General features: G+C 53.2%; 21 protein-coding genes. 2 read left to right on the plus strand and 19 right to left on the minus strand.

From position 1 onward, the window contains the following. Window positions 1–22 precede the first annotated feature (22 nt). The 15 genes from NST69_RS16860 to NST69_RS16930 all read right to left on the minus strand — a co-directional run bounded on the left by NST69_RS16860 (window position 23) and on the right by NST69_RS16930 (window position 17,713). Entirely contained in the window at window positions 23–1,033 is a 1,011-nt protein-coding gene (locus NST69_RS16860) for a 2-oxoacid:acceptor oxidoreductase family protein (protein WP_209878490.1), read from the minus strand. 575 nt (window positions 1,034–1,608) lie between these two features. Then, window positions 1,609–2,121, minus strand: a complete 513-nt coding sequence (locus NST69_RS16865) for a hypothetical protein (RefSeq protein ID WP_036724565.1) — start codon at window positions 2,119–2,121, stop codon at window positions 1,609–1,611. Window positions 2,122–2,356: 235 nt separating this feature from the next. Continuing rightward, on the minus strand, window positions 2,357–2,566 hold the full coding sequence (locus NST69_RS16870; RefSeq protein WP_342546382.1) for a hypothetical protein: 210 nt from the start codon (window positions 2,564–2,566) through the stop codon (window positions 2,357–2,359). Between the two features lie 442 nt (window positions 2,567–3,008). Beyond that, on the minus strand, window positions 3,009–4,241 hold the full coding sequence (locus tag NST69_RS16875) for a glycosyl hydrolase family 8 (protein WP_235191857.1): 1,233 nt from the start codon (window positions 4,239–4,241) through the stop codon (window positions 3,009–3,011). Between the two features lie 381 nt (window positions 4,242–4,622). Then, window positions 4,623–6,074: a nicotinate phosphoribosyltransferase gene (locus NST69_RS16880; RefSeq protein WP_036724857.1), complete on the minus strand. Its 1,452-nt coding sequence runs from the start codon at window positions 6,072–6,074 to the stop codon at window positions 4,623–4,625. 56 nt (window positions 6,075–6,130) lie between these two features. Next, window positions 6,131–6,682 carry an isochorismatase family cysteine hydrolase gene (locus tag NST69_RS16885; protein WP_342546388.1) on the minus strand — a complete coding sequence of 184 codons (552 nt, stop codon included), beginning with the start codon at window positions 6,680–6,682 and terminating at the stop codon, window positions 6,131–6,133. 48 nt (window positions 6,683–6,730) lie between these two features. Continuing rightward, window positions 6,731–7,501 carry an NUDIX domain-containing protein gene (locus tag NST69_RS16890; protein WP_036699096.1) on the minus strand — a complete coding sequence of 257 codons (771 nt, stop codon included), beginning with the start codon at window positions 7,499–7,501 and terminating at the stop codon, window positions 6,731–6,733. A gap of 139 nt (window positions 7,502–7,640) precedes the next feature. Next, window positions 7,641–8,093: a YlbF family regulator gene (locus tag NST69_RS16895; RefSeq protein ID WP_076086829.1), complete on the minus strand. Its 453-nt coding sequence runs from the start codon at window positions 8,091–8,093 to the stop codon at window positions 7,641–7,643. A gap of 24 nt (window positions 8,094–8,117) precedes the next feature. Then, entirely contained in the window at window positions 8,118–9,668 is a 1,551-nt protein-coding gene (gene miaB, locus NST69_RS16900) for a tRNA (N6-isopentenyl adenosine(37)-C2)-methylthiotransferase MiaB (protein ID WP_342546391.1), read from the minus strand. A gap of 558 nt (window positions 9,669–10,226) precedes the next feature. After that, on the minus strand, window positions 10,227–11,414 hold the full coding sequence (locus NST69_RS16905; protein ID WP_342546392.1) for a hypothetical protein: 1,188 nt from the start codon (window positions 11,412–11,414) through the stop codon (window positions 10,227–10,229). Window positions 11,415–11,639: 225 nt separating this feature from the next. Beyond that, window positions 11,640–12,734, minus strand: a complete 1,095-nt coding sequence (locus tag NST69_RS16910) for an NADH:flavin oxidoreductase (RefSeq protein WP_342546393.1) — start codon at window positions 12,732–12,734, stop codon at window positions 11,640–11,642. A 121-nt stretch (window positions 12,735–12,855) separates the two neighbouring features. After that, entirely contained in the window at window positions 12,856–13,701 is an 846-nt protein-coding gene (gene rhaD, locus NST69_RS16915) for a rhamnulose-1-phosphate aldolase (RefSeq protein ID WP_339248978.1), read from the minus strand. A gap of 87 nt (window positions 13,702–13,788) precedes the next feature. Continuing rightward, complete coding sequence (gene rhaA / locus NST69_RS16920) at window positions 13,789–15,045, minus strand: L-rhamnose isomerase (RefSeq protein ID WP_342546395.1); 1,257 nt, start codon at window positions 15,043–15,045, stop codon at window positions 13,789–13,791. Between the two features lie 11 nt (window positions 15,046–15,056). Then, window positions 15,057–16,532 carry a rhamnulokinase gene (rhaB, locus tag NST69_RS16925; protein WP_342546397.1) on the minus strand — a complete coding sequence of 492 codons (1,476 nt, stop codon included), beginning with the start codon at window positions 16,530–16,532 and terminating at the stop codon, window positions 15,057–15,059. Window positions 16,533–16,561: 29 nt separating this feature from the next. Beyond that, window positions 16,562–17,713, minus strand: coding sequence for an iron-containing alcohol dehydrogenase (locus NST69_RS16930; RefSeq protein WP_340952248.1), 1,152 nt, complete (start codon window positions 17,711–17,713; stop codon window positions 16,562–16,564). A gap of 264 nt (window positions 17,714–17,977) precedes the next feature. On the opposite strand from NST69_RS16930, the gene NST69_RS16935 reads away from it, so the two are divergent. Both NST69_RS16935 and NST69_RS16940 read left to right on the plus strand, forming a co-directional pair. Continuing rightward, window positions 17,978–18,733, plus strand: coding sequence for a DeoR/GlpR family DNA-binding transcription regulator (locus NST69_RS16935; protein ID WP_036724867.1), 756 nt, complete (start codon window positions 17,978–17,980; stop codon window positions 18,731–18,733). A 38-nt stretch (window positions 18,734–18,771) separates the two neighbouring features. Then, on the plus strand, window positions 18,772–19,827 hold the full coding sequence (locus tag NST69_RS16940; protein ID WP_342546400.1) for an ankyrin repeat domain-containing protein: 1,056 nt from the start codon (window positions 18,772–18,774) through the stop codon (window positions 19,825–19,827). 31 nt (window positions 19,828–19,858) lie between these two features. Here the strand turns inward: NST69_RS16940 and NST69_RS16945 are convergent, their stop codons facing one another. From NST69_RS16945 to zwf, 4 genes are all read right to left on the minus strand, one after another. Further along, complete coding sequence (locus NST69_RS16945; RefSeq protein ID WP_340952242.1) at window positions 19,859–21,151, minus strand: L-serine ammonia-lyase, iron-sulfur-dependent, subunit alpha; 1,293 nt, start codon at window positions 21,149–21,151, stop codon at window positions 19,859–19,861. 103 nt (window positions 21,152–21,254) lie between these two features. Further along, window positions 21,255–21,449 (minus strand): hypothetical protein, encoded by a 195-nt coding sequence (locus NST69_RS16950; protein ID WP_339248985.1) that lies wholly within the window; start codon window positions 21,447–21,449, stop codon window positions 21,255–21,257. Window positions 21,450–21,666: 217 nt separating this feature from the next. Next, window positions 21,667–22,560: a phosphogluconate dehydrogenase (NAD(+)-dependent, decarboxylating) gene (gene gnd, locus NST69_RS16955; RefSeq protein ID WP_209878522.1), complete on the minus strand. Its 894-nt coding sequence runs from the start codon at window positions 22,558–22,560 to the stop codon at window positions 21,667–21,669. Between the two features lie 68 nt (window positions 22,561–22,628). Further along, complete coding sequence (gene zwf, locus NST69_RS16960; protein WP_339248986.1) at window positions 22,629–24,167, minus strand: glucose-6-phosphate dehydrogenase; 1,539 nt, start codon at window positions 24,165–24,167, stop codon at window positions 22,629–22,631. Between the last annotated feature and the right edge of the window lie 66 nt (window positions 24,168–24,233).

A 24,233-nucleotide genomic window follows, 5' to 3' on the forward strand; every position in this document is an offset into this window, starting at 1 on the left:
TATTCCACCTTTCTTCCGGGTTTTAGACTGGAGTAACCAGATCGAACTGATGCTTCACGGCATGGCTGTCCGCATAGCCTTCCTTCTCCCTCATGCTGGATAATGCCGAGGTCGGGCAGGCACCGATGCATTTCAGGCAGCCTTTACAGTACTGGTAGTCAATACCGAGCAGGAACATCTGCGAACGGCCCTTGCGGTCCAGGCGCTCTTCCCACACGAAGCATTGGTCAGGACATACTGTGTCACACTGTGCGCAGTTGATACAGGACTCGATCTCAAATGCCGGAAGCATACCGGAACGGGAGATGCTGAGATTCTTCAGGAAGCTGCCGCCCGGGTTGGTGATCGTACCGCCCATCGGCTGAGTCTCGTAACCGAGAGCCGAGATATCGGAACGGACATATTCCGGCATGCTGTCGCCGGCAGCCAGCTCGAACTGCATGAATTTCACTTCATTGTAGCCGCGCTCGAAGGTCGTGATGGCCGACTGGACGGCCTGCGGATATTTTTTGCCGAGCGACTTCTCAATGACGCCCTTCATGATATCCGTATCCAGGAACGGGCAGAGCCGGAACAGCGCCCCGAGCATGGCCATGTTAACACGGTTCTTCTCCTTGAGTGCGATGCTGGTAGCATCGATTACCGCAATCGTGCCGGCCTTCATCTTCAGCAGTTCTCTGAGTTCTTCCGGCGTCTTGGCCGAGTTCACAAGAACGGTGCTGTGTTCATGAATTCCGCTGGTTACATTCACGGTCTTGGCAAGTGCTTCGTGAAATACGCCGACAACATGCGGACGCTCGACTGGTGAAGTATCGCGGATATGGGTATCCATATCACAGAAGCGGATGTGAGCCTTAACCGCAGACCCCTTCTTCTCCGAACCGTACGATGAGAAGCTGACGCCGTTCAGCCCTGCGCCGACCACTCCTGCTTCCGCCAGCATTTTACCTGCCAGGTTCGCGCCCAGGCCTCCAATGGATTCCAGACGAATCTCAAAGAATCCCAGTTCATTTACTATTGGCAATTGTACCACCGACATAACCCCTTTCTTAGTACATCCTTTTGACTTTTTAGAGCGATTGTAACTTGATTTTGCAAGCCGCGAAGTGACATATCTTGCATTTTCCACGCTCAGGAAATCACAGTTCTTTATAGATTTATGCAGGTTTCTTTATATGCGACAGTGCGGTGTTATTTCAATAGAAGGAAAGCTTCCATGAAAACGACAAAATGTGAAAATTCTGTGTAATTCCGCACTTTCCCAAGCAAACTGTGGATGAGATGTCATCCTTAATTTAGCAATAAAATTAAAAATTAAGATGTTAAAAATATCACAGAATTTCGTGTAATGCGAAGCATCGTCAATGATCTTTATCCCTTTTGGGGCTGTATTTACTGTAGGGCAAAGTAAATAAAGTAGATCCATTAAAACAGTGGGCAGATTTTAGTCCGCAAGTTATGCAGACATAACTTTATTCGATAGAGTTGATTTATGTACATTTGAACAACGGTCCGTCCTTGGAGCGTCCACCCAAGTCCTCGCTTCGAGCCCACTTAAAAACAGAGGGCTATCCCATTGGGACAGCCCTATTAAATATTCAGCTCATATTAGAGTACTTCGTATGCAGAAAAATTCAAATGGTAAGCAGGTGGTGAACTAAAGTTCGGAGCATCTACAACGATATATACTGTTGCTCCTGGTGGCACAAAAATGTTACCAAAGGTTTGTGATTCTGTTGTACCCGCCTTTTCTGTATAAAACAATTGGGTTTCACCAAAACCATTATTATAATTAATTTTATAACCAGCTCTTGTCGGTCCGTTCCCAGTAAAACCTCCTACAGTCGCATATACTCTTTTATAAGTAGAAGTAGTATTAGTCCATTTAAACCAATCTTTTTCTGTGGAATTTTGAATAAAGAGATCGTAAATAACCCCGCCTAATACTCCACCTTCTCCATTTAATAATAAACTTATTGCAGTGGACTGGGTATCTCCAATTCCAACTACCATTGGCCGGACTTCAGATAACTGACTATTTTCTTCGGCAAATGCGGAAGCCGATGGAATCAAAACAACAGCAGAGATAAGAAGAACAGACAAAAACTTTTTAATTTTCACAATTCTTCCGCCTTTCCAACCATTGTTAATCGGCCGATTACAACTTAAATAATACATCTGACCCTATATTTTTAATATAGTCCATAAGATGTCATATGATAGATATTTACTGAAGGTTATTTTGTTATTATTTGTTATATTATTGAATTAAATATCACATTATGTCATATTCCTCTAATCATGCATATTCAATGTAGGGACAAAGTCTGACAGATGTAGACATAATATAAACGTCTCAAGGAAACAAGCCATTTATAACCAGTACTGCTAGAGTGATAATCTTCTCCATAATGCCAGAACAAAATGCCTGCGGCATCCCCATTGTAGTCGCTTTTTCGACCATATCCGGGCCACACACCTCTGCCGCACCGAATGTAGTCGGTTTTTCGACCATATCCGGCCCACACACCTCCGCCGCTCCGAATTTGATCGGTTTTTCGACCATATCCGCCCACACACCTCTGCCGCACCGAATGTGGTCGGTTTTTCGATCGTATCCGGCCCACACACCTCCGCCGCTCCGAATGTGATCGGTTTTTCGACCATATCCGCCCACACACCTCTGCCGCACCGAATGTGGTCGGTTTTTCGATCGTATCCGGCCCACACACCTCTGCCGCACCGAATGTGGTCGGTTTTTCGACCATATCCGCCCACACACCTCTGCCGCACCGAATGTGGTCGGTTTTTCGACCATATCCGGCTGTTCGGTGAAATCAGCGAAGTCATTCCTATTACTGATCCAGAATATAGTCATCCTGCCGATGCTCCAAGACACTTCCCCCAACTTTATGCACAACTTATCCATATCGGACGTAAATCATAATTTCCTAATCAATTAAAAAAGCAGCTTCACCAGTTTACACCGGGAAGCTGCTAGGTAACGCTTAGTACGCCCACCAGTTGCCTGACATGACAATCATGGAGAACAGCTTAATGCTGTCTTCATAGTAGTCCTCTGCCGCGCTGTTCGCCGTATGGCTCCACAGGGAGTTCAGCCAGCTCTGGTTGGCGGAGGAGGTCATTGCGCTTACGCCGAAGGGGGCATAGAATGCGCCGCTGTTATAGCTGCCGAAGGTGGTTCCGTTCAGCTTATAGCCGTCCTTGATGTTACCCGGTGTATTGCTTGCTTTGGTCTTGATCCAGCTGTTCAGCTGATTCAGCTGGGATAAGGCCCGGTTATCGCCTGTCAGCAGATAATCGGTGGTGATCCGCCACGGGGTGCGGCAGGAATTATAGTTATAGTTGCCGTCGTTGGCATCCTCCAGGAAATTAGCCGCAGCCGGCTTATAGGTATTGCTGGAGTAGACCACGAAGTCCGGCAGCAGGCCGGTGGTTGAGCTATAGCCGGTGTAGAGGCTGTTGATTAAGGTGTAGGTCTTGTTCGTTACATTCTGCCAGCGGGCATCCCCTGTAGCAGCCTGGAAGGCCTTCAGGTGATTGAGCATGAAGTCTGAAGGGCGGGTAGCCGTATTGTATGAGCCGCTGTTCGCCCAGTCTCCGAGACGGATCGTCCACTGGGTCTGATTAATCTCATTATCCATGATGGCGTTAATCATATTCGTCGCAGCCTGCAAATAGTTGACGGTTCCGCTGCTTCCCCATTGCTTGTGGGCCAGCAGCAGCGAGAAGGCAATATCCATATCTCCGTCGGTTGCGGAGTCTTCCCCTTCGATATTCTGGAAGCTGCTGTTCTGCTTCCAGGACATCAGATAGGGGTTGATGGCGCTTGGATGTGCTGTGTAATAATTGTAGAGTCCGTTGTAGTAGGTCTGTGCGTTACTGTCGTAGCCGGCCATCAGCACGGTGAACAGCATGCCATAGCCATGTGCTTCAGAGACCGTCTCCCCGGCTGAATTATATTTCACATAATATTTGCCTGTTCCGGCAGGCTTAAGATATGCGCCTTTCCAGGCATCCCATTTGGTCTTGACGGCGTTATCCATGACGGTCTGAGTGACATTATTCGGTTTAATGGTTCCGCTTGTATAGGTGGTGTGCTGCGGAAACGGTTTGTTCACAGCGGCGAAGGCAGATCCGGCAGGCAGGATAAATATGGCCAGACATAGAAGCATTAGACTTTTCCAGTGCAGCTTGCGTTTCCCTTGCTTGTTCATCATCCATTCACTCCTTGTGGTTGGGGTGGATACTTAAGAGAACCCATTGTATTCACAAACGGACAGCTGTAGGAAAAGCTCACCTCCTTACTGGATATTGCGGATGCTGCCTGCCGGACAAAAGTTAAAGCGCTTATACTTTTGTCCCAAAAAAATAATCTTCTTCTACCAAAATTGTAATTCGGAACATATTTAATATATTATTCCAGAGAATCTATGTCAATAAGCATATGGTCCTACGTAAGAAGTGCCCGTTATGATAGCAAATAGGAGCCTGCCCAGCGGCCTTCCTCCATTGATGCAGCAACAGCCCCTTCAGCCGGAAGACAATTCATCCGGTTGAAGGGGCTAAGTCAACATCTCTATTCCTGCACTACGGTCCGGTTACTCCACATCGGTAATCATATGCTCCGCAATCAGCTGCTGCTTGCGGTTCCATAGCTGTTCGCTGAGATTCACGCGGAACACTTCCGGGTTCAGCTTGCGCAAGTACTCCGGCCAGAAGAGGTCGAGCTGCTCCTCATGGTAACGGCGGATCTCCGCCAGTTCCGGCAGGGTATAGACCTGGAAACCGTTCACTACAATCGGCTCCAGCATCCGCACCGCGTCGTAACGTTCCACATGCTTCTTCATATAAGGATGCAGCGGGTTGAACAGCTTCAGCCGCACTCCACTGCGGGGCGCTGGCTCATCGGCGGAGCTGATATAATCAGCCAGCGCCTTGCCGTTCTGGCCGATAATGCGGTAGACTTCCTTTTTGCCGGGCGTGGATACCTTCTCGGGATTCGAAGAGATCTTGATCGTGGGGATCATCTCGCCGCTTGGCGCTTCGATCTCGACCAGCTTATAGACACCGCCCAGTGAAGGCTGATCCGAAGCGGTAATCAGTTGGGTTCCGACCCCCCAGGTGTCGATCGCCGCCCCCTGCGACTTCAGGTTCATGATGGTGTTCTCATCCAGATCATTGGAGGCCACAATCTTCACATACTGCAGCCCGGCTTCATCCAGCATCTCGCGTGCCTTGCGGGACAGATAAGCAAGGTCACCGCTGTCCAGCCGGATGCCGTTCATCCGTTTGCCCTGCGCTTCCAGCTTCTTCGCCGTGTTGATCGCATTCGGCACACCGCTGCGCAGGGTATCGAACGTATCCACCAACAGCGTCACGCCGTCCGGCATCACCCGCGCGTAAGCGTCGAACGCCTCCTGCTCGCTCGGGAAGCTCTGCACCCAGGAATGGGCATGGGTGCCCTTCGTAGGGATGCCGAACTTTTTGCCGGCCAGCATGTTAGAAGTCGCATGGAAGCCGCCGACATAAGCGGCGCGAGCGCCCCAGACTGCGGCATCCGCTTCCTGCGCGCGGCGCGTTCCGAACTCCAGCAGCGTATCATTCGGGGCCACCTGCTTGATCCGTGACGCCTTGGTAGCAATCAGCGTCTGATAGTTCATGAAGTTCAGGATCGCAGTCTCGACAAGCTGCGCCTCCATAATCGTACCCTCGACCCGGATCAGCGGTTCATCCTGGAACACCAGGGCCCCTTCCTTCATGGAATGAAGACTGCCTTGGAAATGGAACTGCAGCAGCTCCTCCAGGAAGGCCGGCGCATAGTTCTCCTCCTGCTCCGACAGGTAGCGGATATCCTCTTCCGTGAACCGCAGCTCGGCAATATACTGGGCGATCCGCTCCAGCCCGGCAAATACAGCGAAGCCGTTGCCGAACGGCAGCTTGCGGAAATAGGCTTCGAACACCGCCCGGCGCTTGTGTGTACCATTCATCCAATGGGCATACATCATATTGATCTGGTATTTGTCTGTATGTAGAGCAAGTTCTCTCCTCAAGTCCTCATCTCCTAGTCATTCCACTGTTGTATTTGGGTTCTGTCTCTGCTGATGTGCTACTTCTCTATAGCGCCCGTGACAACGTTCGCGCCAAGACTGCCGCGGAAGTGTCCAAGCGCCCATACATGACCGTCAGGATTGAAGCTGGCGACGGCATCCTCATGCACCGTAATCCCGAAGCCGTGGTTGTAGGCATCCACTGCCGTATGCAGCACACAGATATCCGTACATACCCCGATCAGATGCACCTCGTTAATGCCCCGCTCACGCAGCTTCAGCGCAAGATCCGTGCCGCAGAAGGCGCTGTAACGCGTTTTGTCCATCCAGTAGATGGCTTCCCGGTTCGCCTCGTAGACAGCCTTCAGGCTGCCGTACAGCTCACGCCCCTCGCTTCCCCGCAGATTATGCGGCGGAAACAGCTTGGTCTCCGGGTGGTACGGGTCATCCGCTTCATGCAGATCTACAGCCATCACCACATAGTCCCCGCTGCGCACGAATTGTTCCGTCAGTTCACTGACTCTGGGCGCAATATCGATGCCGGGCTGGCCGACAGGCAGGTTCCCGTCAACGAAATCATTCGTGAAATCAATTACAATCAGTGCTCTCATGGTAGGATAGCCTCCTAAAAGGTTAATGGGCCTGCACTTACCGGCAGCTTACGTATAAATGGATAATAACGGCTCATGGTCCGTGAACATATAGAGCTGTGCCGGGCGCTGGGAGTATTGATTGGAGCTGAGCGGATTCCCCGCTTCATCGCTCACTTCTTTTAATATACCCTGACGGCTGCGTGTTGACGTAATTTTGCGGATAAAATTCGGTTCTTTGAATTCCGGCACCACCGTCTGGATCACCTGGTACAGCTCGCTCAGCGTGAAATGACGCGGCAGGAACTGCCGGGCAATCGTCGTCTGCAGCATCTGCTGCTGAATCCGCAGGTAGGCATCGGTAATAATATCATGGTGGTCAAAAGCCAGCTCCAGCTCCTCCAGCGCTTCCTGCAGTGTGAACAGGCCAACCTCGCCTGCATCATCCGAGGCCTGCCGCTGCTCCAGCATCCACTCCTCCACCAGAGCAAAGAAAGCATGGCTGATAATCCAGCCGCGCGGATCACGGCCCGGCTGGCTGTAGACACCGAGATACTCCAGATGTCCGCCGTCCACGCCCGTTTCTTCCTTCAGCTCGCGCGTAGCGGCATCATAGATCGATTCATCCTCCTGGCAAAAGCCGCCCGGCAGGGCCCACATGCCCGCACACGGCCATTTTTTGCGCCGGACCAGCATCACCTTCAGCTCGCGCAGCGGCAGCGTCTTCGTGACGGTCTTCCGCTCGCGCTTGGTCAGTGTAAACATGACAATATCCGCCGGAACGCCATCCGGAGTGCGGTACTTCTTGGCGTTATAGGTTTGTTCCGCGTTCTCAGTCACTATAGATCATCCTTTGCCGCAGCTATTGTTTGTTGTTCGTATCTTTTAATGTACCAAACCTGTCCGCCCAAAATCAACCGGAGCAGGCCGCAGATATGTAAAAGGGACGGATTCACATCCGCCCCCGGGTGATTCTGCATTAATCTCCGCAAGTGGAGGGCGGCGCCTCGGTGCCTGCTTCCACATTGATTTTATCCGAAACGGTATCCCTGATCACTGAAATCACCATCTGCAGCAGATAATTGATATCGCTCTGGCTCTGCTGGAACTCGTTCACGACCGGGATGCTGTCGATTTCATCCTGCAGTTCTTCAATCTCACGTTCAATCTTCGCGACCATCGCCTGGTTCTTGAAGCTCTCGAACGCCACGATCTCCTTCTGCTTCTTCTTAATTGTAGCAATAAGTCCCTGCACACGCTCGTGATTCAGAATCTTCTGCTCGGCTTGCTGGAAATGACGGACCTCCTCACTGGTGGAGATGAGTGCAGCCAAGTCCTTCGCCTTGCCCATAATATCCTCCCGGACAATTAAATCGCGGGTATTGTGGGTCTGCATGCCATATTCATTCAGTCGTGCTTCTTCCTGGCTCATTCTTCTCGCCTCATTTCTCTATAATTAGAGGACCGCTGCGGCTTCCGCCTGATAGTCCCCTCTAATGTACCAAGTCTTCGCGCCGGTGATGCTCACCTGCACCAGCGTGCCGATCAGGGAGGACGGGCCTTCAAAATGCACCAGCTTACTGTCACGGGTACGTCCAGCCAGCATCCGGGCATTATTCTTGCTCGTACCTTCCACCAACACCTCCACCCGCCGGCCCAGCATCCGCTCATTCCCCAGACGGCTCTGCTCCTTGATCAGATCATTCAGACGCTGGAGACGCGCGCTCTTAACCTCTGACGGAACATTATCGTCCATCCCGGCTGCCGGAGTCCCTTCGCGCGGAGAATAAATGAAGGTATACGCCATATCATACCCTACTTCGCGCACCAGGGACAGTGTCTCCTCGAACTGCTCCTCCGTCTCACCGGGGAAGCCGACGATAATATCCGTAGTCAGCACCGCATCCGGCACGCCTGCCTTAATCTTACGGACCAGCTCCAGGTAGGCTTCACGGGTATATTTGCGGCTCATCCGCTTCAGCACGGTTGTACTTCCCGACTGCACCGGCAGATGGATATGCTCCACCAGATTGCCGCCTTTGCCCAGCACATGAATCAATTTATCGTCAAAATCACGCGGATGCGAGGTCATGAACCGGATACGCGGAATATCAATCCCCCGCATGTCGTCCATCAGGTCGCCGAAGGTATAATCAATGTCCGTAAAATCCTTGCCGTAGGCGTTCACGTTCTGCCCCAGCAGCGTTACTTCCTTGAAGCCCTGGCGGGCCAGCTCCCGCACCTCAGCAATGACATCCTCGGGACGTCTGCTCCGCTCCTTCCCCCGGGTGAACGGCACAATACAATACGTACAGAACTTGTCGCAGCCGTACATAATATTCACCCAGGCGCGCAGACCCTCCCGTTTCTTCGGCAGATTCTCTATGATATCGCCTTCCTTGGACCAGACCTCAATGACCAGCTCGCGGCTGAACACCGCTTCCTTAATCAGCTCCGGCAGGCGGTGGATATTATGTGTGCCAAAAATCAGATCCACGAAGCCGTACCGGCTCATGATCCGGTTGACCACGCCCTCCTCCTGGGACATACAGCCGCAGATCCCCAGGAGCAGGCCGGGCTTCTCCAGCTTCAGTGTTTTGAGATGGCCCAGCTCTCCGAATACCTTATCCTCCGCATTCTCGCGGATCGCACATGTATTAAGTAGTATAATATCAGCTTCGCTGCGGTCTTCAGCCGCCCGGTAGCCGAGCTGCTCCAGCATACCCTTCATCGTCTCCGTGTCATGCTCATTCATCTGGCAGCCGTATGTGGTAATATGATAGCTCTTGCCTGCACCGAAATCTGCCATCTCCGGCGGAATGTCGAAATGATACAGCACTTCAATCTCTTCCTTGCCCCGCCGCTTGCCTTCCTTGTAATCGGGCTGGCTGTTGATCTGCACGTTCCTGCCTTTGATCCGGTAAGTGGTCTTGCCTTCAGTCTCGCTGACGATCTTGGCATCCGTGAAATCGAAATACTGCCCGTAATCCTTGCTCCCCTTCGCCATGCTAAAGTCACATCCTCTGCTGATGTCCCCATATTTTCCGTGCTTTTCTAATGTAAAATTATATCATACCGCTCCCAAGATAATCCATTCTGAACATTTCAGGAGCTAGGGGCTTTACTGTAACGTATACGGGCCACCAGCCTACGCGCCAGCAAATGTATGCTGTTTTTCACATACATTCGGGCCACCAGCCTACGCGCCAGCAAATGTATGCTGTTTTTCGCATACATTCGGGCCACCAGCTTACGCGCCAGCAAATATATGCCGTTTTCCGCATACATTCGGGCCACCAGCCTTCATGCCAGCAAATGTATGCTGTTTTTCGCATACATTCGGGCCACAAGCCTGCGCGCCAGCAAATGTATGCTGTTTTTCGCATACATTTTGAGCTCCTCATATACTCATGCGGCCTCCGGATCATTCAAAGAGTACTTCTCCCACGCTATGCCCCCTTATCCACAACAGACGGATAATATAATTTCCTATACGACAAAAAAGCCCGGCCTAAAATGTAAGGTCCCGGACTTATTTATTACAACCAGCTTGCCTCCGGACGTTTTAACCCCCAAGCCTATAGATCAAAATCGATGCGTTGGAGTTGATCTGCGTTCCTCCGGCTAAGGTCTGTAAATTGATTGCAGCGGCACTGGAATGGTTCCTTAAAGTGATTACATCGCCGGGGACTACAGAGATAATCACCATCCCGGGGTTAGGCTGTGTTCCCGCTCCTGAACCATAGACGCTGCCACCTACAGGTGCACCGTTCAGATACAAAGTGAACTGATTCGGTTCCACTGCGGTGACAATAAAGATTACCGCATAATCTCCTGCGTTCTCAACATTAATCTGAGCTGTATTAGGGGTATGCGAGAAGCCGACAAGACTCTCATTGCTGTCAAAAGTAACATCCGCTTCGGTAGCCACGGTCTGAGCCGCCGTATTGAAAATATAAGCATAAGATGACGCCAGTGCGCCTGTGGCTCCCGTCACTCCCGTTGCTCCCGTCACTCCCGTTGCACCCGTAGCTCCCGTTACTCCCGTCGCACCCGTTACACCCGTTACACCCGTTACACCCGTTACACCCGTTACACCCGTTACACCCGTTACACCCGTTGCACCCGTTACTCCAGTGGCACCCGTCACACCCGTTGCACCTGTTGCACCCGTTACTCCCGTCACACCCGTTACTCCCGTCACACCCGTTACTCCCGTCACACCCGTCACACCCGTTACTCCCGTCACACCTGTTACTCCCGTTACTCCCGTTACTCCCGTTACTCCCGTCACACTCGTTACTCCAGTGGCACCCGTTACCCCCGTGGCTCCCGTTACTCCCGTCGCACCCGTCGCTCCCGTTACTCCTGTGGCTCCGGTGACTCCTGTTGCCTCTTCTCCCAGCAACTCCTGCGAGACCAGCCGGTGTGCTGTCACCAGCTGCCCGCTGGCATTTTGGCCCCATAGGGATACCTGCGCTTCGGAGACTGCCGTTCCTGTCGTGTTGAACACGAATTCAAAAGCATCCAGGTCCGCATAGTAAATTTTGGTAACCACTTGGGAGGGGACCACACTGATCTCCTCCTGCACATATAAGGTGCGTATGCCGTTCAGGGTATAACCCAAAATAAGAATATCGAAGAATCCGGTTATATTACGGCCGTCTATTTTGAGTGTTACCCTTTGAGTCGGGCGAGTCCCCGTATTGCTTGCAATATTATTCTCAATCGGTCCTGTAGATAAAATTGCCATTTTCCAGCTCCCCTCTCAACCTAAATCCAGCTATATTAATAGCAATATTCGAGAGAAAACAGAAGAGTGTTGGCATATTGGCATTATTATAAGAAACAATAACAATCAGTACATCTTCAAAGATTCACCCGCAAAAAAACACCCCATGCAGGCAGCCATGAGCTGATAGACTTGAAGTCTAACCTAATGGCTTGGCACAGGGTGTTACAGATCAACCTCTATTGATTAATACAATGTCTTGGTAGACTCCGAGGTGAACGGAATAATCTCGTTAATCTTGCCTGCCTGTACCTTGGCAGGCCAAGCCGGATCGCTGATCAAGGCTCTGCCTACCGCCACCAGATCGAACTCTCCCTGATCCAGCCGGAGCAGCAGCCGCTCAAGGTTGTTATCCTCATTCTTCTCCATAACCGCACTGGTGAATGCGCTGTCCAGGCCGACAGAGCCCACTGTAATCGCCGGTTTGCCCGTAATCTTCTTCGTCCAGCCCGCCAGATTCAGCTCAGAGCCTGCAAATTCAGGCTCCCAGAACCGCCGGGTGGAGCAATGGAAGATATCTACCCCGGCATTGCTGAGCGGGGTCAGGAAACGGGCCAGATCCTCCGGCGTCTCCGCCAGCTTAGCGTCATAGGCCCCGCTCTTCCACTGCGAGAAGCGGAGTACGATCGGGAAATCCGGTCCTACCGCACGGCGGCAGGCATCGATCACTTCCACCGCGAAGGTGGTGCGGGCTTCCAGATCACCGCCGTATTCATCGGTGCGGCGGTTGGTCTTCTCCCAGAAGAACTGGTCGATCAGATAGCCGTGGGCGCCGTGCAGCTCTATGCCGTCGAAGCCGACGGCTTTGGCTGCCTTCGCTGCCTTGGCGAAGGCACTGACGATAGCCTGAATCTCGCTCTTAGTCATCGGCTCTGTGACTTGCTCTCCGGCCAGATTCAGCCCGGACGGACCGATCGGCAGCGCCGAAGCATTAGGCCCCTCACCGATCTTGCGGGCCATGCCGACATGCCAGAGCTGAGGCATAATCTTACCTCCGGCAGCATGCACCTCATGCACGACCTGCGCCCATCCCGCAAGGGAGGCTTCGCCATGGAAGTTCGGGATATCCTGATGGCTGACTGCCGCCGGATGATCGATGGCCGTGCCTTCGGTAATGATCAGACCCACCCCGCCTTCCGCGCGGCGGCGGTAATATGCCGCCACCTCAGGGCCAGGTACGCCCTCAGGAGAATGCACCCGGGTCATCGGTGCCATCACCACACGGTTACTGAGGGACAAGCCTCCGTATTCAAAAGGTTCAAACAATGCAGCAGCATTCATAATTCACTAGCCTCCATTTCATACGATGATTACTTACTTGATGATTACTTTAAGTAAGCATAGTATGACGGTTCCCGGCGGCAAATGCAAATGACTGCCAGTTCAAGAGATTTGATAAGTCTTATAAGTCCAGCACTCCGGCTTTTGGAGTCACTCGGAAGGCTGCGGCCAGATCTGCCAGCTGCTGATCGGTAATCTTCTGCCGAATCTCTCTTCCGCCGATCAGGTTATAGACAATCGCGGCCTTTTCAATCGTTTCAACCAGTCCGAAGGTGGCATCCATCGTCGCACCAGTAACAAATATCCCATGCTGCGGCCAGATGACTACACGGTATTCCTTCATCCGGTCAGCGGTGGCCCGGCCGATCTCGCTGCTCCCCGGCACCATCCAGGGAATGACGCTGACGCCATCCGGGAAGACCACCAGACATTCCGTGCACATCTCCCACAGCGTCTTGGTGAATTTCAGCTCATCCAGATCATGGGTGAAGGTCATGGCAATTACATTCGTTGCATGGGTATGCAGCACAATCCGGTGCGCCGGATCTACCTTCAGCCGTTCGATATGGCTCATGAAGTGGGAAGCCAGCTCACTGGTCGGAACAGCGCCATTACGCAATCCCCATAACACCTCTACACTCTCGCCGCTGCTGCTGACACGCAGCACACCCAGATTGGCCTCCGGGTCCTTGATCACATTACGGAAATACTTGCCTGATCCGGTAACGATGAAGTATTTGCCCGCCAGCTCGGCTACAGGGAAGGTAAGGCTGATCGTGCGCAGCGGCTCGCGGATATTGATATACTTGGCTACCTCTTCTTCATCCAGGAGGTAACTGACGTTGCCCCCGTTCAGCTCATCCCAGCCCAGCGACCACATGTGATGGGTAATTTCGGACATTTCCTCGATAAAAGGCGCGGTGACGCCGGATATATACCCTTTGGATTCAATTACGGAAGTACTCATATGCTCTCTCCTTCTATATGCACCCTAAGCGTGCGGGTACTTGTTATTTATTATTTCAGCAGTCATTGTGATTTCAGCAGCCTGATCTTATCTTAAAGCCAATACATCCTGTTCATAGCGCTTCACTTCAGCCAGCCACCCCTCGCGGACCGGGGTCCCCTGCGAAGCGCAGTAGTAATCCCAGACAGCACCGAACGGGTAGGACTTGAATTCTTCCACCAGGGCCAGCCGTGAGGTGTAATCTCCGGCCCGCTCAATGGCCCGAAGCTCCTCTACCGGCTCCAGCATAGCGCGCAGCAGCGCCTTGATCGTATTGCGCGTGCCGATTACCCAAGCCGCCAGGTGATTGATACTGCCGTCGAAGAAGTCGAGGCCGATATGCGTGCGCGGCAGCAGATCCCCGCGAACCAGCTCGCGGGCAATCTCCAGCAGCTCATCGTCCATCGTGACCACATGATCGCTATCCCAGCGGACCGGTCTGCTGACATGCAGCAGCAGCTGCTCGCTGAACATCAGGATAGAGCTGAGCTTGTTCGAAATCACTTCCGTCGGATGGAAATGCCCGGCATCCAGGCAGATGGCCTTACCGCGTGTCAGGCCGTAGCCCATGTAGAACTCATGCGAACCGACAACGTAGCTCTCCGAGCCGATACCGAACAGCTTGCTCTCCACGGCATCGATAGTGTACTGCGGATCCAGCTCCTCGCTGAAGATTTCGTCCAGCGATTCCTTCAGGCGCATGCGCGGCGCCAGCCGGTCTACCGGAGTATCCTTGTAGCCGTCAGGCACCCAGAAATTCGTTACACACGGCTGGCCCAGCTCGCGGCCGAAGTGCTCGGCAATGCTGCGGGAAGCCTTGCAATGCTTAATCCAGAAGCTGCGGATCTCTTCGTCCGCATGGCTCAGGGTGAACCCGTCTGCCGCCTTCGGATGCGAGAAGCAGGTCGGATTGAAATCAAGGCCTAAGCCCTGCTCCTTGGCCCATTCCACCCAATTCTTGAAATGGCGCGGCGCCAGCTCATCCAGATCCACCTGCTCCTTCGTATCGGCATAGATCGCATGCAGATTGACCTTATGCTTGCCGGGAATCAGCGAGAGGGCCTTCTCCAGATCCTGACGCAGCTCATCCGGTGTACCGGCCCGTCCGGGGTAGCTGCCGGTCACGGCAATGCCGCCGCTCAGCTCTTTATCCTTGAACAGAAAGCCCCGTACATCATCGCCCTGCCAGCAGTGCAGCGATACTTTGATCTGCGCCAGCTTCTCCAGTACCTCATCCGTTTGAATTCCATGGGCTGCATATAATTTCTTGGCTTCGTTGTAGCTGTTAATGATGCTCTGATCCATGCTGTTGCCTCCTAATACGTATTGTGAACATCCGCTCCCGAATGAAGCTGCTCCCAGCGGACCAGCAGCTCCGCCAGCTGAGGAACCGGCTGCGGAAGATAAGACTGAATCGCGAAGGACTGTGAGATGATCTGCCGGGCTTCATGGATATCTGCCATGCGCCCCGCCTCAATCATCTGCACAGCCAGATTACCCAGGGCTGTGGATTCGGTCGGTCCGGCCAGCACCTCCCTGCCGGTAACATCTGCCGTCAGCTGGCACAGCAGCCCATTGTTAGCGCCACCGCCAACAATCTGCAGCACTTGGGTTAGCTCCCCGGTGAGTTCTTCCAGCTCAGCCAGATGACTGCGGTAGGATAACGCCAGACTGTCAAAGATACAGCGGGCCAGCTCGCCCGTAGTCTGCGGCACAGGCTGGCCGCTCTCCAGGCAGGCCTGGCGGATCTCCTGAATCATATCGTCCGGGTTCAAAAACCGCGGATGATTGCAGGGAATCAGGCTGCGGAAGCCTGGGCATTCACCTGCCTGCTCTGCGAGTTCCGCGAAGCTAAATCTTCCGCCGTCCAGTCTGCGCACTTCCTGAATCAGCCAGAGGCCCATAATATTCTTCAGGAACCGGTAAGTCCCGTAAGCGCCCCACTCGTTGGTATAATTAGCGGCCATCGCTCTGCTGTTATTGATCGGGTGATCCAGCTCTACTCCCAGCAGAGACCAGGTTCCGCTGCTAAGATAGGCTGATGCACGGTCCTTCTGAGCAGGCACACCGAGTACCGCAGATGCTGTGTCATGCGTAGCCACGCAGATCAGGCGGCATTCCGGCAGATCATACTCCGCGCGCAGCTCCTGCGTAATGAAGCCGAGATCTTCCCCAGGCTCGGTTAACGGAGCGAACTGTTCACGCCGCAGACCCAGGAATTCCAGCAGCTCGGCATCGAAATCACGGGTCGCAAGATTCAATAGCTGCGTCGTGGATGCATTAGTAACTTCGTTCATCTTACGTCCGCCGAGCCGGTAGTAGAGATAATCCGGCACCAGCAGAATCTGATCGGCCGCCTTCAGCTCTTCCCGGTCATGCGCATATAGCTGATACAACGTATTGAAGGGAAGCTGCTGAATGCCCGTTTTGGCGTAGACCTTCTCTGGCGGAAGGAGCCGCCCGACTTCTTCCATCACCCCGTCGGTCCGGTGGTCACGGTAGGCATAGACCCGGCTTATCTGCTTGCCTTCGGCATCCAGCAGCACATAATCTACCGCCCAGGTATCAATGCCGAGGGTGCATTCGTGAATGCCTCTTAGCTTCGCCTGCTGCAGACCGTTAATAATTTCATTCAATAAATAATCCATATCCCAGAAGCAGGAGCCTTCCTGCTCTGTGAAGCCATTGCTGAAACGGTGAATCTCCTCCAGTTGGAGGCTCCCGTCCACGAGCTGTCCGAGCACCAGCCGTCCGCTGGAGGCGCCGATATCGACGGCGATATGATAGGTCATAGGGAATCTCCTATTCTATGGGAGGTGATTTACAGAATTTTGCGGAATAACGCGATTACTTCATCTTTGGTAGGAATAAAAGGATTCCCGGGCGCGCAGGCATCCTTCATGGCGTTCTCAGCCAGCAGATCGAGATCTACTTCCGCTACACCCAGCTCGGACAGCTTGGCAGGAATGCCAACCTCTTTGGACAAGGCCTTGATCGCCTCAATGACGTAATCCGCACATTCCTTGTCGCTGCGTCCTTCAGTCTGCATACCGGCCGCTCTGGCAATTGCTCTGAACTTCTCCGGCACATGCTTGGCATTCTCTTCTTCCACGTAAGGCAGCAGCATTGCATTGCACACGCCGTGCGGCAGATCATACACCCCGCCAAGCTGATGGGCCATGGCATGCACATAGCCTAAGCCTGCATTATTGAAGGCAAGGCCGCCGAGGAAGATCGCATAGACCATCTGCTCACGCGCTTCAATATCCTGTCCGTTCGTTACCGTCCGCGCCAGATTGCCGAAGATCAGCTCCACCGCAGCCAGTGCCGTAGCATCGGTTACCGGATATGCGCCTGGAGTGACCAGCGCTTCAATCGCATGCGTCAGTGCATCCATGCCCGTAGCCGCCGTCAGCGCAGCAGGCTTATCGACCATCAGCTCCGGATCATTCACCGAGATGGTGGCGATACTGTTCTTGTCTACCATGACCATCTTGATCTTGCGCTCTTCATCTGTAATCACGTAGTTGATCGTCACTTCACTTGAAGTCCCGGCCGTCGTGTTCACCGCGACAATCGGCAGAGATTTATTCTTGGATTTGTGAACGCCTTCATAATCGGCAATATGCCCCCCGTTGGTGGCAACAATGCCGATTGCCTTGGCCGTATCCTGCGGCGAGCCGCCGCCGATGGAGATCAGATAGTCACATTCGTGCTGCTTCAGAAAGTCTACGCCGTCATGAACATTTTTGCAGGTGGGGTTCGGCTTCACTTCATCATATACCACATACTGAATCCCCGCCTCCTCCAGCACAGCCAGCAGCCTTCCGGCGATTCCGCTCTTCATCAGGAACTTGTCTGTGACCACAAGCGCCTTGTTCAGCTTCAGCTCTTGAATGTACGGGGCGATGTCCTTCAGACAGCCCTTCCCCATCATGTTAATCGACGGCACATAATAGACATGAGTACTCATTGCTTAACCAGCCTCCCGGGCACGTAAATAGTTAATGAACACTGTAAGCGCACATCTCCCTGTTGACCTTCTCATCGTATCGCCGTTAATCTGTGTTGTCAACACTTTAAACACTAAATAAGTTGTTTTTATTTGTTTATTGTTTGTTTTACGGGAAATAAGCAATCATTATTGTGGGTTTCAGAGCAAATCAGGTGAATTGTGTTGTACAACACAGAAATAACAGTCTATATTAAGACTATCAACTCTGGAAAGGTGATACGTATGCTCGCTGCCGAAAGACGCAAAAAAATAATCGACCTTGTCCATCAGGACAAGCGTGTGCTGGTGTCCGATCTGAGCCGGATGTTCGAGGTGACAGAGGAGACGATCCGCAGAGATCTGGAGAAGCTGGAGAAGGATGGCATTGTAAGCCGGACCTACGGCGGAGCCATGTTGAACAGGCATACCAATGAGGACCTTCCTTTTCTGACCCGGGGAGCGCTCAATACGGATATCAAACGCGCAATAGCGATCCAGGCGCTGGATCTGATTAATGACGGGGATACGCTGATGGTCGACCCCAGCTCGACTTCGTTTGAATTCCTGAAGCTGCTGGGTAATAAAAGTAATCTGACGATCATCACCAATTCGATCAACATTCTCCATGAGTTCGCAAGTTCGAGCCACAGCATTATTTCTACAGGCGGCTCACTCCGCCACCGTTCCCTGTCGCTTGTCGGCCCCGTAGCCCATGAGACCATTCAGCGCTACAATGTGGACACCGCCGTAATCAGCTGCAAGGCCCTCGATATGGACCGCGGGGTCACCGATTCCAATGAACCGGAATGTGAGCTGAAGAAATATATGCTGCGCCAGGCACATAAGGTTGTGCTGCTCGCGGACCATACCAAGTTCGACCAGACGGCCTTCGCGAGGCTCGCAGAGCTAAGCCGGATCGATGTGCTGATTACCGACCGTAAGCCTTCGGAGGCGTGGCTGAAGCTGTTGTCCGAGAAGAATGTGGAAGTGCTGTACTAATATCATGGGAAATCATTTTAGGGAGGAGAAATGTTCAAATGGGCAAAAAGAGAAAAACCTTACCCGCCGACTTCGGCGAGCTGGTTAAATCAGGGGATGTCGATGCACTAAAGGCTGTTTTTGAAAAATGTGATTGGGATGCAACCTTGGGATATTACAAAGAACCCGCGCTCAGCATGCGGCAGATTCCGGATGAGCTGGTCCGCTGGCTGGTGGAGCAGGGTGCCGATATTAATGCGAGGGACAAATACCAGCGTACCCCGCTGTATTCCCAGGCTGGAACCTGGTCCGGCAATATTCCATTATTCCTGGAGCTTGGTGCAGAGCTGGAAGCCCTGGATTATCAGAACCAGACCCCGCTGCACGCTGCGGTTAACTATTACCGGACTCAGGCGGTACGGGATCTGGTGGCCCATGGCGCAAATGTCCATGCGGTAAATAAGTCGGGGAACACCCCGCTGTCCAAAGCTTTATTACAATGCCGGAATAGCGATATCGATAGCATGCTGGAAATCTCGCAGATCCTGCTTGATGCCGGAGCGGAGATCACACCGGAGATGAAGGAATCCGTGAGTAAGATCGGCAAAGCATTTGAATTCGCCAGATCCAATTTCAATAAAGAGCGCTTGAGTGAAACCTCAGATGCACTCGAATCCCTGTACAAGCTGTTCGATGTGGAGCCTGTAGCAGCGCGGGTGATGCATGACGGTGTTTCCAAGATCGAGGTAAACAGCACAAGATGGCAGGATCAGCACCAGGAGCTGTGGGAATTACTAATCCCGGCGTCAGGACATGCGCTCACCGTGCAGGGAGAGGTCATTCGCATCACCGGCCGGATCTCACATGAAATCATGAATAACGGCGGAGGCAACTGGGATGCCGATTTCCGTAAAATGCTGAATGCGCTGCTCCGGCACTTCGTCTCGGGCACACCTCTGGACCCTGCGCACCTCAAGGAAGCGGCGGAATTAGCCGGTTACCTGCGCCATGGCAACGGCAATGATGAGCCGGCCAGATTATGCGAATTGGCCGTGAATTGGGTACTTGCCAATCCACAGCCCGTTTCGTTGCCGCAGCCGGATTACAAACGCTAAATGCTGAGACATCCAGCACTTGTCCTGCTCCCTATGAAGAAGCGGCTCCCTTGGAGAGCATAATATTCAGAATGGCCTGGTCTGTGGCGGCAAGCCCCTCCTGGACCAGGGTCTCCATATTCTTGATCGTATCCTCCACCTTCTCGAAGATGACACCGTCACTCGGACTCGCGGAGATATTGTTCATGGCGAGAGTAGCAGACTGAATGGCCGCGTTGGTGGCCGTTGAGATTTTGAGTGCACAGGTTGGCTTGGCACCATCGCAGATCATGCCGGAAGTAGAGGCAATCGTATTCTGGATGGAGTGCTTGATCTGCGCCAGCGTCCCGCCCATCAGATAGACAATGCCACTGCCCGCTCCCACTCCACCGGCAATGCCTGAGCCGCAGAGCGGGGACAGACGGCCAATGTAATGCTTCACATGGATGGTAATCAGATTGCTGAGCGCCATCGCTCTTGCCAGGGTCTCCTCATCCTTGCCGAGCAGCTCGGCCAGGGCAATGACCGGCATGGTACAGGCAATCCCCTGATTGCCGCTGCCCGCCGTCGTCATTACCGGCATGGCACTGCCGTCCATCCGTGCATCGGATGCGGCTGCCGTTGCGGCAATGATCCGGTTCGCCACATCCGCGCCGAACAGATTGAGGGCGGATTGCTGGCTCATTTTCCGGCCCACCTGGAGACCATACTCCCCGCGCAGCCCTTCCTCCGAGATCGCCTTATTCATAACCGCTCCCTCCAGCAGGAAGCGAAGATCCCCGAATGGTGTATTCTGAACGAAGGCATAGATATCTTCGAGTGAGACCGAGTATACCTCGGGGTCCAGACTAAGCGGGTCTCCGCAGTCGGCCTTGTCCATTTTCGGCTCAAGCCGCTGGCCATCCTTCGCCAGATACTGCACATTCGTGTGCTCTTTTACCAGGATCGCTGTGGCTGTATGGTTCTTGCTGTGTACTCTCGCTTCTATATATAGCTTCTCCGGCGTATCCTTCAGCTCAACCTCCAGCAGCTTACGCTCCAGCAGTCCCTCTGCACTTGCCAGCTCCGCCGGGGTCAGCCCGGACAGAATCTCCAGCTTCCGCTCCGAGCGGCGCACCACCGCACCCAGGGCAGCCGCTATCGGCAAGCCCGTCTGGCCTGTACCAGGAATCCCCACACCCATCGCATTCTTGATGATATTGCCGCTGAGGAACAGCTCGATTCCTGTAATCTCTTCCTCAACCAGCTCAGCCGCCAACGAGACGGCATAAGCTACCGCAATCGGTTCAGTGCAGCCTTCTGCCGGCATAATTTCTTTGTGTAATACTTCCAGTAGGTTAACCATCTGTGCATCACCATTCCCTCTGTCTGTCTGTCTATCTATGTCTAATCTGTTTCTATATATAGTACATCAGATAGACAATCCGGGGAATCCCCGTTATTACCCATCACGCGCCTAGCTTCACCAGCCGCTTCAGCCCTTCTGTACAAGCCCAGCCTCCGGCACCTGCCAGAATCGCATTATGACAAAGGTTCAAAGCCAGCTTATACGTCATACTGCCGATAATGATTTCAACCACGATAAACCGTAAAATATCTCTCTTTGTGACCAGATAGACTCTGAATTCCTGATTGCGGGACACCTGCCATCTCCCCCGTCCATTTTCATGTTTCTGTACTTATATGCTTCGGGCGGGTTGTCTGATTCTCTGTGCAGGCACAACAAAGAGCAGTACTTCTCCATTGGCGGGAAAAGCACTGCTCCGGCCAAAGCCGAAATAGAAAAGGCTGCCCCAAACAGCCATTTCATGGCTTCGGGACAGCCCCCTGATATCACCGCTTCAGCCTAATTGCCGCCTCTTACTTCGACTCCACCGCATGGCCGCCGAATTCGTTACGCAAGGCGGCGACGACTTTGCCGGTGAAGGTGTCGGTCTCCAGCGACCGGTAGCGCATGAGCAGAGCCATGGCGATAACCGGAGTCGCTGCCTGGAGGTCGAAGGCGGTCTCCAGCGTCCAGCGTCCCTCCCCGGAGGAATGCATGACGCCCTTGATGTCTTCCAGCTTGGCATCCTTGGAGAAGGCGCGCTCGATCAGCTCCATCAGCCAGGAGCGGACGACAGAGCCGTTGTTCCAGACGCGGGCCACCTGCTCGAAGTCGAAGTCATATCCGCTTTTCTCCAGCACCTCGAAGCCCTCACCAATCGCAGCCATCATCCCGTATTCAATGCCGTTATGCACCATCTTGAGGAAATGTCCGCTCCCGGATTTGCCGGCGTACAGGTATCCGTTCTCTACCGCAGTGTCATGGAACAGCGGCTCGACCACCGCCCACGCTTCCTCATCGCCTCCAACCATATAGCAGGCCCCATTGCGCGCGCCTTCCATTCCGCCGGAGGTTCCTGCATCCAGGAAGTGAATTCCGTGGGCACCCAGCTCCTCATGACGGCGGATCGACTCTTTATAATGAGAGTTCCCGGCTTCAATAATGATATCTCCCTTGGATAATAGCGGCGTCAGTTCAGCAATGACTGAATCTACAAAAGTATGGGGAACCATGATCCAGAGAACGCGCGGGGAATCAAGCCGGCCCGTAAGCTCCTCCAGGCTTGCTGCCCCGGACGCACCGCGTTCGGCCAGTTCCTGCACCGCAGCAGGATTCACATCATACGCTACTACTTCATGGGCATGCTCCAGCAGGTTCTGGCCCAGATTGAAGCCCATTTTTCCAAGTCCGATTAAACCGACTTTCATTACGAATCCCTCCGAATTGTGTAGTCATATATAAGCTAACTCTGTCCGCTTGCTGTTACCGCCGCCGCTTACGCTCCCGGCCGGATGACTTCCGGCTCTATCCCGGCTGTCCGGTGAACGCGTGCAGGCTCTGCATTCTCCGGCTCATCCAACCACCAGTGGAACTCGCCAAGGAGCTGATCTGCCGCCGCCGGGCCGTTAGATCCGGCAGGATACAGGTGCAGCGGCAGGCTGCCATCTGCCGTTGCTTCGATTATAGGCTGAACCCACTGCCAGGACAACTCTACTTCCTCCCAGTGGGCAAAGAAAGTAGCATCGCCGAGCATAGCATCATAAATCAGATTCTCATAAGCCTCCGGCACATCAGGATTGCCCGGCTCATGCTTAATGCTAACCGGCTCAAGCTTCCCGTGCTGAAGCGGATTCTTGGTATTCAGAGTCAGAGAGATGCCCTCATGCGGGCCAATATCAATCACCAGCAGATTAGGGTCAAGCGGCAGCTTGTTACGGTTCTTGTTATGCACATCATTAAACGGCTCTTTGAATTCTATAACAATCCGCGTGGATTTCTCCTTCATGCGCTTACCTGTACGAATGTAGAACGGCACATCGTTCCACAGCGGATCTTCAATCCATAGGCGTGCAGCAATATACGTCTCATTCTGTGAAGTGGCTGCGATCCCCGGTTCAGCGGTATACGCAGGCACTTGCTGTCCGCGCATCTCCCCCGCTGCATACTGGCCGCGCACTACATGCTGTGATACCTCTTCGGGCAGCAGCGGCCGGACGGAACGGATGACATGCCGTTTTTTGCTGCGGACGTCTTCCGGTGTACTGCCCTTCGGAAGCTGCATCGCCATCATCATCAGCAATTGGAGCATATGGTTCTGGAACATGTCACGCAGCGCCCCAGCCTTATCATAGTAACCCGCCCGCTCTTCCACTCCTACCGTTTCACTGGCAGTAATCTGGACATTCGCGATATACCGGTTCTGCCACAAGGCACGCAGCACAGGGTTAGAGTATTTCAGCACCTCCAGGTTCTGCACCATCGGCTTGCCGAGGAAGTGATCAATCCGGAAGATTTCCTCCTCTGCAAAAGCTGCGCTCAAGCTCTCATTCAGCACACGCGCCGACTGCAGATCCCGTCCGAACGGCTTCTCGATGATCAGACGTTTCCAGCCCTTGGTATTCCCTAGTCCGCTGGCATTGATATTACCGGCAATCTCCCCGAAGAATTCGGGACCGACTGACAGGTAGAACATCCGGTTCTGCGGAAGCCCCAGCTCTTCCTCCCGGCGCTGTACATGCCCAAGCAGCTTCACATAATCCTCAGGACGCCCAACATCCAGCACACTATATTCAAAAGCCTGCAGGAAATTCTGCAGCGCCGCTGTATCCTCTACCGGACGGCGCGAGAAGGTGCGCAGGGAATCCAGCACCTGACGCTGGAACGTCTCGTTAGTGAGCTCCCGTCTGCCCAGCCCAATGACTGAGAGAGGACCGGAAAGCTTGCCATCAGTGAACAGGTTGTATAGAGCGGGGAAGATTTTCCGCTTCGCCAAGTCCCCGGTTGCGCCAAAAAGTACAAATGTAGATGATTCCACTTTCATTCCTCCCATTGTTATCATTTTATTATATAGTTACTTAATATTACTCAGGAACTTTTATAA

The sequence above is a fragment of the Paenibacillus sp. FSL P2-0089 genome (genome assembly GCF_038595095.1).
Lineage (GTDB): Bacteria > Bacillota > Bacilli > Paenibacillales > Paenibacillaceae > Paenibacillus_AQ > Paenibacillus_AQ silagei.

Bases quoted from the DNA above. Each gene is read 5' to 3' on its own strand.
- NST69_RS16870 (WP_342546382.1), bottom strand. From the start codon at position 2,566: ATGGTCGAAAAACCGATCAAATTCGGAGCGGCGGAGGTGTGTGGGCCG.
- NST69_RS16875 (WP_235191857.1), bottom strand. From the start codon at position 4,241: ATGATGAACAAGCAAGGGAAACGCAAGCTGCACTGGAAAAGTCTAATG.
- NST69_RS16885 (WP_342546388.1), bottom strand. From the start codon at position 6,682: ATGAGAGCACTGATTGTAATTGATTTCACGAATGATTTCGTTGACGGG.
- NST69_RS16895 (WP_076086829.1), bottom strand. From the start codon at position 8,093: ATGAGCCAGGAAGAAGCACGACTGAATGAATATGGCATGCAGACCCAC.
- miaB (WP_342546391.1), bottom strand. From the start codon at position 9,668: ATGGCGAAGGGGAGCAAGGATTACGGGCAGTATTTCGATTTCACGGAT.
- NST69_RS16905 (WP_342546392.1), bottom strand. From the start codon at position 11,414: ATGGCAATTTTATCTACAGGACCGATTGAGAATAATATTGCAAGCAAT.
- NST69_RS16910 (WP_342546393.1), bottom strand. From the start codon at position 12,734: ATGAATGCTGCTGCATTGTTTGAACCTTTTGAATACGGAGGCTTGTCC.
- rhaD (WP_339248978.1), bottom strand. From the start codon at position 13,701: ATGAGTACTTCCGTAATTGAATCCAAAGGGTATATATCCGGCGTCACC.
- rhaA (WP_342546395.1), bottom strand. From the start codon at position 15,045: ATGGATCAGAGCATCATTAACAGCTACAACGAAGCCAAGAAATTATAT.
- rhaB (WP_342546397.1), bottom strand. From the start codon at position 16,532: ATGACCTATCATATCGCCGTCGATATCGGCGCCTCCAGCGGACGGCTG.
- NST69_RS16930 (WP_340952248.1), bottom strand. From the start codon at position 17,713: ATGAGTACTCATGTCTATTATGTGCCGTCGATTAACATGATGGGGAAG.
- NST69_RS16935 (WP_036724867.1), top strand. From the start codon at position 17,978: ATGCTCGCTGCCGAAAGACGCAAAAAAATAATCGACCTTGTCCATCAG.
- NST69_RS16940 (WP_342546400.1), top strand. From the start codon at position 18,772: ATGGGCAAAAAGAGAAAAACCTTACCCGCCGACTTCGGCGAGCTGGTT.
- NST69_RS16945 (WP_340952242.1), bottom strand. From the start codon at position 21,151: ATGGTTAACCTACTGGAAGTATTACACAAAGAAATTATGCCGGCAGAA.
- gnd (WP_209878522.1), bottom strand. From the start codon at position 22,560: ATGAAAGTCGGTTTAATCGGACTTGGAAAAATGGGCTTCAATCTGGGC.